General features: G+C 54.3%; 16 protein-coding genes and 1 pseudogene. 7 read left to right on the plus strand and 10 right to left on the minus strand.

The window, feature by feature from the left end:
• Positions 1 to 20: 20 nt before the first annotated feature.
• The 3 genes from H6G62_RS13120 to H6G62_RS13130 form a co-directional block, all read right to left on the minus strand.
• The gene (locus H6G62_RS13120; protein ID WP_190495801.1) at positions 21 to 2,831 is read right to left on the minus strand and encodes an HAD-IC family P-type ATPase; all 2,811 of its coding nucleotides are present in this window, start codon (positions 2,829 to 2,831) and stop codon (positions 21 to 23) included.
• A gap of 399 nt (positions 2,832 to 3,230) precedes the next feature.
• A complete protein-coding gene (ftsE, locus tag H6G62_RS13125) occupies positions 3,231 to 4,130 on the minus strand; it encodes a cell division ATP-binding protein FtsE (protein WP_199324949.1) in 900 nt (299 codons plus the stop codon).
• Between the two features lie 199 nt (positions 4,131 to 4,329).
• Positions 4,330 to 4,497, minus strand: coding sequence for a hypothetical protein (locus H6G62_RS13130; RefSeq protein ID WP_190495803.1), 168 nt, complete (start codon positions 4,495 to 4,497; stop codon positions 4,330 to 4,332).
• A 150-nt stretch (positions 4,498 to 4,647) separates the two neighbouring features.
• On the opposite strand from H6G62_RS13130, the gene ttcA reads away from it, so the two are divergent.
• Complete coding sequence (gene ttcA, locus H6G62_RS13135; RefSeq protein ID WP_190495806.1) at positions 4,648 to 5,568, plus strand: tRNA 2-thiocytidine(32) synthetase TtcA; 921 nt, start codon at positions 4,648 to 4,650, stop codon at positions 5,566 to 5,568.
• Between the two features lie 218 nt (positions 5,569 to 5,786).
• On the opposite strand, the gene H6G62_RS13140 is transcribed toward ttcA, so the two are convergent.
• Both H6G62_RS13140 and H6G62_RS13145 read right to left on the minus strand, forming a co-directional pair.
• Positions 5,787 to 6,488 carry a TrkA family potassium uptake protein gene (locus H6G62_RS13140; RefSeq protein ID WP_190495808.1) on the minus strand — a complete coding sequence of 234 codons (702 nt, stop codon included), beginning with the start codon at positions 6,486 to 6,488 and terminating at the stop codon, positions 5,787 to 5,789.
• Between the two features lie 92 nt (positions 6,489 to 6,580).
• Positions 6,581 to 6,886 carry a hypothetical protein gene (locus H6G62_RS13145; protein ID WP_190495810.1) on the minus strand — a complete coding sequence of 102 codons (306 nt, stop codon included), beginning with the start codon at positions 6,884 to 6,886 and terminating at the stop codon, positions 6,581 to 6,583.
• A gap of 938 nt (positions 6,887 to 7,824) precedes the next feature.
• Between H6G62_RS13145 and bchL the strand changes: the two genes are divergently transcribed.
• The 6 genes from bchL to H6G62_RS13175 all read left to right on the plus strand — a co-directional run bounded on the left by bchL (position 7,825) and on the right by H6G62_RS13175 (position 12,170).
• On the plus strand, positions 7,825 to 8,706 hold the full coding sequence (gene bchL, locus H6G62_RS13150; protein WP_190495812.1) for a ferredoxin:protochlorophyllide reductase (ATP-dependent) iron-sulfur ATP-binding protein: 882 nt from the start codon (positions 7,825 to 7,827) through the stop codon (positions 8,704 to 8,706).
• A 263-nt stretch (positions 8,707 to 8,969) separates the two neighbouring features.
• Entirely contained in the window at positions 8,970 to 9,317 is a 348-nt protein-coding gene (locus H6G62_RS13155; protein ID WP_190495814.1) for a DUF5331 domain-containing protein, read from the plus strand.
• A 127-nt stretch (positions 9,318 to 9,444) separates the two neighbouring features.
• Positions 9,445 to 9,897, plus strand: coding sequence for a DUF5331 domain-containing protein (locus H6G62_RS13160; RefSeq protein WP_190495817.1), 453 nt, complete (start codon positions 9,445 to 9,447; stop codon positions 9,895 to 9,897).
• Between the two features lie 34 nt (positions 9,898 to 9,931).
• The gene (locus H6G62_RS13165; RefSeq protein WP_190495818.1) at positions 9,932 to 11,368 is read left to right on the plus strand and encodes a ferredoxin:protochlorophyllide reductase (ATP-dependent) subunit N; all 1,437 of its coding nucleotides are present in this window, start codon (positions 9,932 to 9,934) and stop codon (positions 11,366 to 11,368) included.
• A gap of 110 nt (positions 11,369 to 11,478) precedes the next feature.
• Entirely contained in the window at positions 11,479 to 11,826 is a 348-nt protein-coding gene (locus H6G62_RS13170) for a DUF433 domain-containing protein (protein WP_347239353.1), read from the plus strand.
• Complete coding sequence (locus H6G62_RS13175) at positions 11,823 to 12,170, plus strand: DUF5615 family PIN-like protein (protein ID WP_190495820.1); 348 nt, start codon at positions 11,823 to 11,825, stop codon at positions 12,168 to 12,170. Before H6G62_RS13170 ends, H6G62_RS13175 begins: the two co-directional genes overlap by 4 nt.
• A 72-nt stretch (positions 12,171 to 12,242) precedes the next feature.
• On the opposite strand, the gene H6G62_RS13180 is transcribed toward H6G62_RS13175, so the two are convergent.
• The 5 genes and pseudogenes from H6G62_RS13180 to H6G62_RS13200 form a co-directional block, all read right to left on the minus strand.
• Positions 12,243 to 12,851 carry a Uma2 family endonuclease gene (locus tag H6G62_RS13180; RefSeq protein ID WP_190495822.1) on the minus strand — a complete coding sequence of 203 codons (609 nt, stop codon included), beginning with the start codon at positions 12,849 to 12,851 and terminating at the stop codon, positions 12,243 to 12,245.
• Between the two features lie 36 nt (positions 12,852 to 12,887).
• A complete protein-coding gene (locus H6G62_RS13185) occupies positions 12,888 to 13,613 on the minus strand; it encodes a hypothetical protein (protein WP_199324950.1) in 726 nt (241 codons plus the stop codon).
• A 15-nt stretch (positions 13,614 to 13,628) separates the two neighbouring features.
• The gene (locus H6G62_RS13190; protein WP_190495827.1) at positions 13,629 to 14,108 is read right to left on the minus strand and encodes a hypothetical protein; all 480 of its coding nucleotides are present in this window, start codon (positions 14,106 to 14,108) and stop codon (positions 13,629 to 13,631) included.
• Positions 14,105 to 14,608, minus strand: a complete 504-nt coding sequence (locus H6G62_RS13195) for a nickel transporter (RefSeq protein WP_190495829.1) — start codon at positions 14,606 to 14,608, stop codon at positions 14,105 to 14,107. The genes H6G62_RS13190 and H6G62_RS13195 overlap by 4 nt, the downstream gene beginning before the upstream one ends.
• 79 nt (positions 14,609 to 14,687) lie before the next feature.
• Positions 14,688 to 14,883, minus strand: a pseudogene (locus tag H6G62_RS13200) (IS4 family transposase); the annotation flags it as partial.

Genomic DNA, 14,883 nt, shown 5'->3' on the forward strand with positions numbered 1-14,883 from the left:
ACATGGGCCAGGACTGGGCCTCAGTTCTGGGGATTGAGGCGGTTGGCGATGAGCGCTACCACCAGCATCGGCAGTGCCACGCCCAGGCAAATCAGCCCCTGCGTGAGGTTGAGGGGGGCGGTTTTAAACAGGATATTCATAAATTCAACTTGGCTAAAGATAACCTGAAACACCACCGCCACTAGGATACCGTAGCCGATGGCCGTGGCATCTCCTAGGGGCACTGTCATCCCTTGCAGTCGTGCCGATAGGGAAGCCCAAAACTGGGTCATGCTGAGCAGGTAGATAATCCGTCCGGCGACGAGGGCTTGGATGGCCATGGTGCGGGCCAGGGCCAAGAGGTGTTGATCCGCGTCATTGCCATTGAGATCGGTGGAAATCCAGCCCAGATCAACCCCGTTGCGGCGCACCCACTCAAACATGCCGAAGATCAAAATCCAGTTGAAGACGGAAATCAGGGCGATCCGGTGCAGCAACGGTTTAGACAATAGCGGCTGGTTGGGGTTGCGGGGGGGACGGTTCATCAAATTAAAGGACTTAGGCTCGAAGGCAAGGGGCACGGTCATGGCGATGGAGTTGACCATATTTAGCCACAGCACTTGCAATGAAAGGATGGGCAGCACGTCGCCCCGGCCAATCAGCACGCTGAGCAGAATGGTCATGGATTCGCCGCCGTTGACGGGCAGGATGAAGGCGATGGCTTTCATCAGGTTGCGAAAGACGTTGCGTCCTTCCTCCACCGCTGCTTTGATGGAGGCAAAGTTGTCGTCGGTCAGAATCATATCGGCGGCTTCCTTGGCCACCTCGGTGCCCGCCTTGCCCATGGCAATGCCGATGTCCGCCTGCTTCAGGGCGGGGGCATCGTTCACCCCATCTCCGGTCATCGCGACGATGTGGCCCTTGGCTTGCAGGGCTTCCACCAGGCGCAATTTCTGCTCTGGGGCTACTCGCGCAAACACGGAGCCATTCTGGACGGCGTTGGTCAGTTCGGTGGCGTCAAACGTGGCCAGTTCCTTCCCGGTGTAGGCGATCACCTCCTCGGTGGTACTCAAGCCCATGCGGTCGGCAATGGCGGCGGCGGTGACTTTGTGATCCCCGGTGATCATCTTCACCTCGATTCCGGCGGTTTGACAGGCTTCCACGGCGCGGATGGCCTCGGAACGGGGCGGGTCGATCATGCCCTGCAAGCCTAGGAAGACCATCTCGGTTTTGAGGTCGTCGTGGTCGAAGTGGTGACCGTGGAACGCTTTCCCCCCAAAGGCCAGCACCCGTAGCCCCCGTGAGGCCATGCGTTCCGCCTGGAGGAACACATGATCCCGGTTGATCGGCTGGGCGGTGCCGTCCCCCATCCGCACCGCATCGCAGCGATCCACCACCGCTTCCACAGACCCCTTGATCAATAGCCACTGCCCCTCGCCGTCCTGCTGGTGCAGGGTGGCCATGTACTGAAATTCTGACTCGAAGGGGATGCTGTCAATGCGAGGATAGCTGGCGTTGAGTTCCTTGCGGTCAAACCCGGCCTTTCGTGCCGCCACCAGCAAGGCTCCCTCGGTGGGATCGCCCACCACACTCCAGTCGTGGTCTTTGTGTTCCAGTTCTGAATCATTGCAGAGCATTCCCGCCTGCAAACACTGGCGCAGAGGCAGGGACAAGGCATCCGGCGGCACGGGGTTGTCTTCGCCATCGCGCAGTTCGCCGTGGGGGGCATAGCCCACGCCTGTTATGTCGTAGTGATGACCACCCGCGTAGAGGGTTTGGACGGTCATCTGGTTTTCGGTCAGGGTTCCGGTTTTGTCGGAACAGATCACCGTGGCGCTGCCCAGGGTTTCCACGGCGGGCAACTTGCGCACAATGGCATTGCGCTTGGCCATGCGCGACACCCCAATGGCCAGGGTAATCGTCACCACGGCGGGCAAGCCTTCGGGAATGGCGCTCACCGCCAGGGCCACGGCGGCCTCAAACATCTCTAGCGGCGAATTGCCCCAGCCCAGCCCCACCGCAAAGGTGACTGCCGCCACGGTGAGAATGACGTACAGCAGGGTTTTGCTGAAGCGGTCAAACTTGCGGGTCAGGGGCGTGACCAGGTTGGTGCTCTCCTGCATCAGCTTGGAGATGCGCCCGGTTTCGGTACTCAGCCCGGTGGCGACGACGATGCCTTCTCCCTGGCCAAAGGTGACAAAGCTCCCCGCATAGGCCATGTTGTGACGGTCGGCAAGGCTGGTATCCGCAGGCAGGCTGTCCAGATCCGGCTGCTTTTCCACGGCAACGGATTCCCCGGTTAGGGCAGATTCGTTAATTTGCAGGGTGCGCCCCCGCAGCAGCCGCAAATCGGCGGGCACCTTGTCACCAGAGTTCAGCAGCACCACATCCCCCGGCACCAAATCGCGGGAGGACACCTGCTGGGTCTGGCCATCTCGGCGCACCATGGCCTCGGTTTCCACCGCCGCCGCCAGGGCCGCAATGGCGCTTTCTGCTTTGGATTCCTGGACAAAGCCAATGATGGCATTGATCACCGTCACGCCCCAGATCACCCCGGCATTCGTCCAAGACCCCAGCAGCGCCTTGATCAACCCCGCCATCAGCAAAATGTAGAGCAAGGGCTGATTGAACTGGAGTAGGAACAAAAGGATCGGATGCTTGCCCTGTTTGCCCTTAATTTCGTTGGGGCCGTAGCGATCTAACCGAGCATGGCTTTCCTTCTTTGCAAGACCCTGATCGGGATGGACCCCCAACTGCTGGGTTACGACCTGGGCTGACACATGGTGCCACGCCAACTCCTCTGCACTGGGCCGAGGGGAAGGGGGCTGGGACGGGGAAAGGGACTGTGCCATAGCACATCTTCCTTGATGAACAAAACAGGCTTGATACCCAAAACAGGCTTGATGCCCAAAACAGGGTGATGCCCAACGACCATCCTAGGCAACACCTCAAGTCCAGTCAGCACCAGAGTGGGCATCGTAGATCGGGGGGAGACCGGAGACCAGTCACCGATACTGCCAAGTGGGCTGTTTTACCTAGAGTGCGTTGTCGTGCGGATCCAACCTGGCCTTTAGACATTACCGGATCGGTCGCTTAGGCTACCTCTATAGTAAGGAAGAATTTTTGTACCGTCTCCGGGCTCCTTTTCCGATCCGCTCTGGGAATCCGTAGGCAACCCATCTCAAACTCAGACGGGGCATCGGGATTCATGGCAACAGAAAACCTGATAGGCCATCCTCTCTGTTCCTGGGTTAACGCACTAGGTGGTGAAGGCGACCGTTTCGGATTTGCACCACGGGATGGTTGGAGATCCGCACCAACTGCTCATCGTGGGTGGTGACGATGACGGTGATGCCGATGGAGTTGAGCTTTTTGAGAATTTTGATTACCTGGAGGGAGTTGTCGGCATCCAGATTTCCGGTGGGTTCATCAGCCAGCAACAGGGGCGGCGTGTTGACCACGGCACGGGCAATGCTGACCCGCTGCTGTTCGCCCCCTGAGAGTTCGTCTGGGAAACACTGGGCCTTATTTTGAAGCCCCACCATTTTTAGGGCAGGCCACAGGCGGCGATGCACTTCCTTGCGGGTAAACCCCTGCGCCCACAGGACAAAAGCGACATTTTCAGCCACGGTGCGGCGAGGAATCAGTTTGTAATCTTGAAACACCACCCCAATACGACGGCGCATCATCGCCAGTTTGTTGCCCCGCAGTTTGGCGATGGGTTCGTTGGCGACGAGGATGTCTCCGCTCGTGGGCCGCTCATAGCCGTAGAGCAGCTTGAGTAGGGTGGATTTGCCCGAACCCGACGGCCCGGTCACAAACAAAAAGTCGCCCTGGTTCACGGTCAGACTCACGTCGGTGAGGGCGGTGCTGCCGTTGGGGTAAAATTTCCCCACCTGGTTGAGGGTGACGATGGCCGCAGCGGGAGCCTTGGTGTCACCCTGGGCGGTGGCAGACTGGGAGGGGGCGTTGGATTTAGGCGTAGTAGGGCGTGAGGTCACAGGGGTAGGCGACTGGGATGGCGCGGGCAGGTCTTGGGCGGAGGAGTCAGGAATGACCAGGTTGAAGCGATCTTGCAGGTGTGCCCGCACCGATGCGGGCAGTTGGCTCAGACGAGGGTCATCCGTGGAGCGAGGGACAACGGAGGTCATGGGGAACAGGTCCTAACTGGATACGACAGGGAGAGTGAGGCTCTAGCACCCTTACCGGAGTCGGCATGGGGTTCATCGCGTGGCTGTTGGGTGGCTATTGTACTGGAAAGCCTTGGATTGGTTAATCACTGATTGGCTTTCTCAATCGTTTGTCATCGCCGACTAGGGGCTCAAGGGGGCCACGCCAGCCGCCCATTCCCTAGGTCAACGAAATGACAATCATCCCTACCACAATCACCAACACCAGCCAGGTCAGGGCGTCAATTTTGACCTCGCCCCCACCCCCATCGGCGCGGGTCGCATAAATGATCACCCCCACCACCATAAAAATCACCACCAAGTCCAACCCGGTAAACACAGCATCCACCCGTGAGGAACAACCCTATTGCCTTTAGGATAGTGGGCTACCAAGAAAATGGCGCAGTGCCGATGGTGCGGTTCATCTTGGTAGGATAGATGGGCACATTCTCATGGGGCCAGGGCCACGGTTGGCGCGGCATGGCATAAGGCATCGTCTATGGTTGGCGTACAGCACCCCACCTCCAACAGCTTTAAGAAACTCCAGGGCTTTTTGCGGGCTAGGGTGGGGCAGGCCATCCGAGACTACCGCATGATTGAGGAGGGCGACCGGGTGATGGTGTGCCTCTCCGGCGGTAAGGATTCCCACACGTTGCTGGATATTTTGCGCCACCTCCAGCGCAGTGCGCCCATTCAGTTTGAGCTTTTCGCCGTCAACCTCGACCAAAAACAACCCGGTTTTCCGGCCCACGTCTTGCCAGAGTATTTTGAGGCCGTTGGCGTTCCCTACCGCATTGTGGAGCAAGACACCTACAGCACCGTGAAGCGGGTCATCCCTGAGGGCAAAACCATGTGTGGGCTCTGCTCTCGACTGCGACGGGGCATTCTCTACCGAGTTGCCGCTGAGGAAGGAGCCACCAAAATTGCCCTCGGCCATCACCGGGACGACCTGATCGAAACCCTGTTCCTCAATATGTTCCACGGTGGCACCCTAAAGGCCATGCCGCCCAAGTTGCTCACCGATGATCGCCGCCATGTGGTGATTCGACCCCTCGCCTACTGCCCAGAACGAGATATCGCCCGCTATGCCCGCTATCGCCAGTTCCCCATCATTCCCTGCACCCTCTGTGGATCCCAGGCCAACCTGCAACGAGCACAGATTAAACAGATGATCCAAGACTGGGAGAAACAATGGCCGGGACGTACCGACAGCCTCTTTCGCAGCTTACAGAACGTCGCCCCCTCCCAACTGGCCGACCCCAACCTGTTTAATTTCCACGATCTAGAGAAACGACGCCTCTTCCCCAGCGAGGTCGTCAACGACGATGACGACCAGGGAAACGACCAGGGGATAGCCCTAGAGGAAGAGTTTAACCCCACCGCCCACTTGGCCATTGCCCCCTCATGGATCAATCCCTAGGTGAGCGAAGGGCTTATAGCCATTTTCTAGTGGTTGATGGCTAATGACGCGATGATAAACTCGTCGATGTTGAACATGGTTTTGTCTTCATGAAACCGCTAGACTCCTTGATAGCTCTAGCCTTGGGAGACAAAACCTTCTCTTTGAAATTAGTTGCACATCGGGTTAGCAGTGGTTGCCCCAATTTACCTCAAAGGAGACTGCGCCCCGCTAGAGGACTATAACGGTAACGGCATCTCAGCGGGGACACCTAGGCCCATGAAGTCAATCAACTGCCGCACCAGTTCCGGTTTAGTCACCGCTAGGATGGTAGAGCCGCTTTCGATGACGGAACTGCCGTTGGGAATGCTCAGGGCTTCGTGGGGGTGGGCCTGGTAGCCGATGATGAGGGTGCCCATCGGGAAACGGGAATCCTGGGCAATTTCGGCGACGCTACGCCCCACAATGGAGCAGGCGTTGGGAATGGAGAGCTTCAGCACCTCAATTTGGCCCTGCTCGAAGTGCATCATGGCATCCACCTGGGGATATTCGATGGCATTGATCATGCGGTTGATGGCCAGCTCAACGGTGCTCATGATGTGGGTAGCCCCAGCAAGGCGGTAGGGTTCCGCAAAGTCACGATCACTCATTCGCACAATAATCTGCGGTACCCCATAGTGCTTGCACAGGGTCACCAGGGCCAAGTTGAGGGCATCTTCCTGGAGGGTGCCGATGACGACCCCAGCTTTGCGAATCCCAGCTTCTAGGAGCACGGTGGTGTTCACAGCGCTGCCCTCAAAGGCCATCACACCAATCTTTTCGCGGGCCTGCTGACACACCAAGGGGTTACTATCTACCACGGCAATCGTATGGCCCATCGTCAACAGCGTTTTAGCCAGTTCCGTGCCCATCCGTCCCATGCCAGCGATCACGATATACATGCTTCCTCCTACCCTTGCGCCTATCCTAGCCGAGGTTTTGGCCCAGCAGACCTTTGGCTGAAGCGATCTTGGAATCCAGTCCTAGGCTGTTCCTAGGAATCAGTCCCAAGGGGATCGTCTTGGGTAATCGCCCCATCAAACCGCTCGGCCAACGCCAGAAACTCCTGCCCCCACCCACTGCTGAGGCTCACCTCCTGCATCGGCCCAGTAGGGGCAAAGAGGATACCCATCGACAGATTTGGGTATCCCCCCGACCGCAACGCCGCGATGATGGCATTCAGTTCCGCCAGCGCATCGTCCTGGTCAATCCACGACGACCACGAAAAGTCATTATCGGGATGGGCCACTAGCGCCCTAGCGTCCTCAAAAACGGCGATGAGTTGATCAACCTTCGGCATTATCGTCAACCTAGGGGGCATGGCGAGCTGATATCAGGCGTAACGTACCCATTGCGCGAAACTCATGACGTGAACAAGCCTCGCCCATTGCAACTATCTCTACACAATCGGCAACAGTTCGTTGCATAGATAAAAATTTTACAAATCTATAGAGAATTTTCGATTTCGTTGAATCGCGGCCAGGGATCGCCACAGACCCAGAACCTAATCAACGAGCCTGTCAGGCTGATGGCTCGGTCGAAACCTCTAGGTAGTGCATGGCTTCGCGGATGCACCCTACGCGATGGGCCAAAGATTTTGCATTGGGTAAGACCACCGCGCACCCAAATACCGTAGGGGTCAGGTCTTCTGCCCCTCCTCCTTCTGCCCCTCCTGCCTCTTTGACGGATCTGGATCTTGGCCAGGTTTGTCAGGCCGCCACGTAGAACTGAGGAATTCCCGACGGCCATGGTCTAGGTGGGAATATTCTGCGCTAAAAGATTTAAGGATCGTTATTTTGTTATTGTTCTAATTTAATTTTAATAACAACACAAATTTAACTGATAGAGTTTATCAAGCTTTGAATAGGATTTTGAATCATTGGAAGCTGATAGAAGGCTATTTAAGCCGTTAAGGTCTGATTTCCGCCCCTAGTTGTTCTCAGCACCCCTTCTCAAGGCTCTGGGGCTGTGCACATAATCCAAACAGCCGAAACACCCTGGGCTGCGTCAGACCCCATTGACTCAGACCAAGTTTGAAAACAGATCCCCTGGGGGTGCCTTGCCGTGGCGGGTCGCCTATCCCCACACCGCAAAGCGCCCCTGGGTGAACTGTTGCCTAGATTTGATCCCCCTAAATCCCCCTTGGGAAGGGGGACTTTGACTCCAGTTCCCCCCTTCCCAAGGGGGGGCAGGGGGGATCCCACTTCTCGTTTGCCCTACCTACATCGCGTCATCCCTATGGACAACCAGACACTCAAGCTCGCTGTTTATGGAAAAGGGGGCATTGGCAAGTCCACCACCAGTTGCAACATTTCGGTAGCCCTGGCTAAGCGGGGGCGCAAGGTGTTGCAAATCGGCTGCGACCCCAAGCACGACAGCACCTTTACCCTCACCGGGTTTCTGATTCCCACCATCATCGACACGCTGCAAGAAAAGTCTTTCCACTACGAAGACGTGTGGGCGGACGACGTGATCTACAAGGGCTATGGCGGCGTGCATTGCGTCGAAGCGGGTGGCCCTCCGGCGGGGGCGGGCTGCGGCGGCTATGTGGTGGGCGAAACCGTGAAGCTGTTGAAGGAACTGAACGCCTTCGACGAGTTTGACGTGATTTTGTTTGACGTGTTGGGCGACGTGGTCTGCGGCGGGTTTGCCGCCCCCCTGAATTACTCCGACTACTGCATGATCGTCACCGACAACGGCTTTGATGCCCTGTTTGCCGCCAATCGCATCGCCGCTTCGGTGCGCGAAAAGGCCCGTACCCATCCCCTGCGGCTAGCGGGGCTAATCGGCAACCGTACCTCCAAGCGCGATTTGATCGACAAGTACGTCGAGCACGTCCCCATGCCCGTGCTGGAAATTCTGCCGCTGATTGAGGACATCCGCATTTCCCGCGTCAAGGGCAAGACGGTGTTTGAAATGGCGGAAACCGATCCCTCATTGGAACCCGTCTGCCAGTACTACCTCAACATCGCCGACCAGATTTTGGCCCGTCCCGAAGGCGTGGTACCCACCGAAACTCCCGACCGCGACCTATTCAGCCTGCTATCGGACTTCTACCTCAACCCGCCCGCCGATGCCCCCAAACAGGACGTGGAGGAGATGGATCTGATGATGGTTTGACCCCCCAGCCCCTCGTAGGGTGCATTCGCGCCAGCAATGCACCATCCGCGCGATATCTGGGGCGGTGCATTGCTTCGCGAATGCACCCTACGGTTTTCCTCCTTCCGGCTCCCCTCTCCCCATGGGAGAGGGGCTGGGGGTGAGGGCTTCCGGGGCCGAGGGCTTCTCCCCGCTGCAAAGATCTCACCGGATAAAGTTCTGATTCGGGAGGGCTGCATTATCATCGGTACGCAGCCATTCAAATTAGCAAACGAGGCAGGATTATGGCCTTTTTTGAGAACTTTACCCAGGTCATCCGCCAGAAATGGTTGGACTATGTGCAAGCCAATCGCGGCTGGTTGACCATCCAAATGCAGCAAACCTCTGTCCGTACGCCCGATGGGGGCCGACGACCGTCCTCTTTCCTCATTTTAGGGGTGGTCAATGCCCTAGAGCCAAAGCTCTCGAACCTGATGGTGCCCTTCTATCAGCTCAACTCTGACGAAGACGCCCTGGTGCAGGTGTTGGGTCTGAACTTTGACCCAGAGATGATTTTGGACAACGGCGAAGAGCCCACCACCATCGACGCCAACGAGGATCATCCCCTATTGTCCGATGGCACTGATTTATAGCGAGTCTTCCTGATCAATCCCTGGTTAATCCCGGATCAATCACGGCTACATCACTGACCCCCGGTACGGTTTTCTGGTTTAATCCATCTCTGGACTAGAGATTGGCGAACCCCGCCCACGAGGATCTGTGAACAGTAAACAACTGCGGCGCTCGCTAAAAATCAAGTGGCTTTCCTACTACCGCGACAACCGCGAGTGGATCGACAAATTAGGCATTTGGGTGACTCTCGACGGCCAACGGCGACCCTCATCGGGCTTCATTTTGGGGGTGTTGTCTACCCTCGAACCCGACCTCAACAATCTGCTGCCCCTGGTCGTCAGCCTGAGCAGCAGCCCCGACCGCATTATTGCCGCCCTGGGCCTAAACACCAACCCGGTGAAGGAGCTAGAGGCGTTGGCGAAGGCACAGCACATGTTGCCGACCAGCGCCCAACCTGAGGTTTCCCTGGTGCCAGTGGAGGAGGTTTCTCTCCCAGAACCCACCCCCATCACCATCGACGCCGCCCCTCCACCGCCCCCCACCCACGATGACGAGGTTTGCACCGGATCCGGTGGGAGGGAAAACGACAGACCCAGGTAGGCCCGTCCCCCGATCCCCTACTCGATCCCTAGCCATGACCCTCGCCCAATCTCAACCCAATACGTCTGCCCTGGAATTTGACTGCGACACCGGAAATTACCACACCTTTTGCCCCATTAGCTGCGTGGCGTGGCTGTACCAAAAAATTGAAGACAGCTTCTTTTTGGTAATCGGCACCAAGACCTGCGGCTACTTTCTGCAAAACGCCATGGGGGTGATGATCTTTGCCGAACCCCGCTACGCCATGGCCGAACTGGAAGAAGGCGACATCTCCGCCCAGCTCAACGACTACGAAGAACTGAAGCGCCTCTGTGAGGGCATCAAGCGCGACCGCAACCCCTCCGTCATCGTCTGGATTGGCACCTGCACCACCGAGATCATCAAAATGGATCTCGAAGGGCTGGCCCCCCGCCTAGAGGCGGAAATCGGCATTCCCATCGTGGTCGCCCGCGCCAACGGCCTAGACTACGCCTTCACCCAAGGGGAAGACACCGTCCTCGCCGCCATGGCCCAACGCTGCCCCACCAGCGAGGAAGTCACCCCCGCCGAAAAAGAAGAACGCAGCAGCATCCAAAAACTGCTGAGCTTTGGCCGCAAAAAAGACGACCCCAAAAAAGACGAGCATTCCAAAGACCTCTCGACCGACACCGCCTACCACGACCACCCGCCCCTAGTTCTGTTCGGCTCCGTGCCCGACCCCATCGTCACCCAAATGACCCTGGAACTGAAGCGCCAAGGCATCAAGGTCTCCGGCTGGCTGCCCGCCAAACGCTACACCGAACTCCCCGTCATCGATGAAGGCTACTACGTGGCAGGCATCAACCCCTTCCTGTCGCGCACGGCAACGACCCTGATGCGCCGCCGCAAGTGCAAGCTGATCGGTGCCCCCTTCCCCATCGGCCCCGACGGCACCCGCGCCTGGGTCGAAAAAATCTGCTCCGTCTTCAATATCGAACCCCAAGGCCTCGATGAACGGGAAGCCAAAATCTGGGAATCCCTCGAAGATTATCTGCAAATCATTCGCGGCAAATCCGTCTACTTCATGGGCGATAACCTGCTGGAAATCTCCCTGGCCCGCTTCCTCACCCGCTGCGGCATGACGGTGCAAGAAATCGGCATCCCCTACATGGATAAACGCTACCAAGCCGCCGAACTCGCCCTGCTCGAAAAAACCTGCAACGACATGGGCCAACCCCTGCCCAAAATCACCGAAAAACCCGATAACTACAACCAAATCCAGCGCATCCAAGAACTGCGCCCCGACTTGGTCATCACCGGAATGGCCCATGCCAACCCCCTAGAAGCTCGCGGCATTAGCACCAAGTGGTCGGTGGAGTTCACCTTCGCCCAAATCCACGGCTTCACCAACGCCCGCGACATCCTAGAACTGGTGACCCGCCCCCTCCGCCGCAACGACAGCCTCAAGGATCTGGGCTGGGAGAAGCTGGTGAAGGAGGAAGCGAAGGTCTAAGCTAGCGGCTAAACCAGAAGCCGGGTTTCTTCGAGAAATCCGGCTTCTTTGTTATGTAAGGAGATGAAAGCCCAGATTTGTAAATAGGCTTGTTACGATAGCAGGTAGTTGTGATCGCCTCTCCTACCATGATTGATGCTCAAAGTCTGATACCGACTGAGTATCCCCACATTGTCCTCGGTCAAGATAACGTCCCTTTGATTGCGGGGACGACGATGAAGGTGGTCGAGCTGGTGATAGCTCAACAAACCTATGGTTGGACTCCAGAAGAAATTCAAATCAACCATCGCCACTTGAACATGGGGCAAATTTATGCAGCCCTGGCCTACTATTGGGATCACCGTGAAGCCCTGGATGCCGATATTCAGCGACGAGAAGCCTATGTGGCCCAGCTAGAGCAGCAGGCTGAAGAGTCACCCTTTGTTGCTCGTCTTAAGGCCCAGGGATTGTTGCCATGAGTCTGGCTTTCTACATGGATGAAAACGTTCATGGGGCAATTACAAACGGGTTGCGCCAGCGGCAAGTTGATGTTTTAACGGTTCAAGAAGATCACCGCAGCGGAATTGCTGATCCTGAAGTTTTAGATCGAGCAACTGAGTTGCATCGAGTGCTGTTTTCCCAAGATGATGACCTGCTGGTTGAGGCAAAACATCGGCAAATGTTAGCTATTCCTTTCCCTGGCGTTGTGTTTGCCCGACAATCAAAAGTCTCGATTGGCACCTGTATTAGAGATCTTGAGCTGATCGCAAAACTGGGCGTGACCGAAGAATTTTTGAACCGAGTACAGTTTTTGCCTTTGTAAACGAAGGTTCCCGAGGGAAGTTACCTTTAAGTACGCTCAAAACTCTTCTATTAACGCAATATCAATAGGCTTTTATTGGCTAGCCATGCAGATCTGTCTAACCGTCAAACTGAGACTAGGAAAAGTGGGAGATCGCAGCAAATCGTCCCCGTGGAGCACCTGTTTTTGATAGCGATCACCCTCCAACACACACAGCGTTACCGTGGGCTGTTTGGGGGTGCCAATGTAGTCGCGCCCTCCTAGCCCCAGGTAGCCCACAATCCAGTATTCGGGCACCCCCAGCAGGGCATAGTCTTCGGTTTTGCGGGCATAGTCGTTTTGCCAGTTGGTGCTCACCACTTCCACCACCAGCTTGATCGATGCCCCCCGACAAATGACGGGTTCCTGCTGCCACAGCGGTTCCTGGGCGAGCTGGGCCTGATCCAGTACCACCACATCGGGCCGAAAGGCAGTTTCGGTGCCCAGCAGTTTAATCAGGCAGCGGTAGGGAATCACGTAGGGCGCGTTTTGCTGATCAATGGCGACATTGAGCTTTCGCCCCACAAAGCCTGCAACCTGCTCATGGATGCCTGTGGGTTCTACGTTGGTTAGCTCTCCACCGATGAGTTCGTATTGGGGGTTGTCGCCATAGTGATCAATGAAGTCACGGACGGTCAGGAGCTTGGGCTGAAGTTGAACCATAGGAAGCTCTGAAGCTAACTCAAAAACGTCCAGAAATTACTTGCCTTCAATTCTTCTAGCCTCCTGGATAGTGGAATCAATGACATGAAATTTGTCAAGATGCTGTTCTATAAAAAACTGTCCTTTATTTGCCAGAAGAGTCATATTCTCATTCAGTAACTTAAGATCAGCATTCAACTCAAGAAGAAAATTATGAGCCGTAGTGATTATATTCGCAAGTCTTTGATCTACGGCCTTGGTTAAAATATCTCTCGCTCTTGAGTTTTCAGGGAAATCTCGCTCAATTCTTTTTAGATCTTCAGCAGCATCATTAAGAGCACTATCTTGAAGCTCCTTATATTTAATAGTTCTCTCATAAACAAGGGTTTGTGCCCTATGTCGAAAATCGATTTGCATATCGTTAATAGAGTTAATTACCTGAACATTCAGGTTAGCCAGCTCTTTCTGATACTTTATAATAGCGTCAGAAACAGCTGTCATTCTTGCGAATTCTCTATCTTTTTTGCATTGTTCAATCTCCATTAAAATTCTTGTTACTTCTGTCTCTTTCTTGATCTCAAGCTCATTTTCTTTTTCTTTTTTATATTGTTCAATCTCCATTAAAATTCTTGTTACTTCTGTCTCTTTCTTGATCTCAAGCTCATTTTCTTTTTTCCTCGCTTCCATTTCTCTGCGATGTGCTGACTTTTTCAATGGTTCGCCAGCCCAGTCAGTCACCAGCTTAATTGGTGCGTAAACAATATCATCTAGCTTGTCAAACATCTTAAACATATTCATTTAGCTACCTGCCTTAAGAGAAGCGATCTTTCGTTGAAATAATGCTCTGTCTTTTTTCTGCCAGTAAAGTAATTTTTGATAATTTTTCTCTGAGTTTTTACTCAAATCTAAAAGGCTTGTTAAAGCTATTTTTTTGTCTTCAAGAATACTGAGGATAAAATCTCGACTCTCGCTCGTCAGCATCGGGCTGCTGAATTTAATGTGATCTTGCACAAGAGTAAGAATTAGACTTATGAATGTCTCTCTAGAAGCTTCTGGGATATCAGAAGAATCCTCATGCAAAGATTGAAACAAGGGGAAATGTTGATTTATCCAATCAATGAAAAATTCCTCAATGGATAACTCCATCAAAAAGCTTTCATTTTCAAACTCGAACATAGGGCCAAAAATGGCTTCGTCTTCATGCAAAAAAGATGAAACAAGTGCTTCTCGGCACTGTTTCAGGCATTTGAGAGTTAGTAGCGTTTCTTCTTGAATCATCCATCACTCTCCTGTGAGGAATTCGCTACGGATTGAATTCCACTTCTAGCCTCTTTTTTGATTTCGCCCAGCATACTTAAAACATTTTCCTCAATCAAACTCGTTGACATATCAATACTTTTTGTGTAGCTTTCTACAAGCTCCTTGATCCACATGGAAGCAACATTAGGATCTACTTGAGTCGAGGATAGCGTCTCAGAGACTTCTTTGAGTGATTCAGCAAAAAACTTGGTTCTTTCTTTCCTCAATTCTTCCTGCAAGTTATTTGCAAATTTTATTTCTTCTTTGTATTCCTGAATTAATTCTAAATAGTTCTTTTCATATTCATAAAGAATTGCCAATCTTTCTCTTGTTGCACTTAAATTTCCTGCAACTTTTAAGATAATTGCCTGAACAAAAACTTCTTTTGTTCCATCATCTATATTTAACTTTGATGCAAGATCTAACAAATCGGACTTGAGATTGCCTAAATTCAAATTCGTTTTAACCGGATCTGACATCGTGTACTCCTTCGTGAAAGAATATTTTTTGGGGGCTTGGCTGCCTATTTCTTTATCGCGAGTCCTAAGATACTCTTCAATCGCGGAAGATAAATTCGATTTGAAACCGCGCCGCGTAGCCTTGATAGATCACCAGGGGGTCACCGTCGATATCCGTGGAGAACAAGACGACATAGCTCCGTCGCCCGCCTTGCTCCTTGAGCAGATAGGCCAAGCGGATGGGGTGCTTGAGGCTGACTGACCAAACCACAGCGGTGTAGAGGGACACCCCCTCC

Source organism: Phormidium sp. FACHB-1136 (genome assembly GCF_014697375.1).
Lineage (GTDB): Bacteria > Cyanobacteriota > Cyanobacteriia > Phormidesmidales > Phormidesmidaceae > Nodosilinea.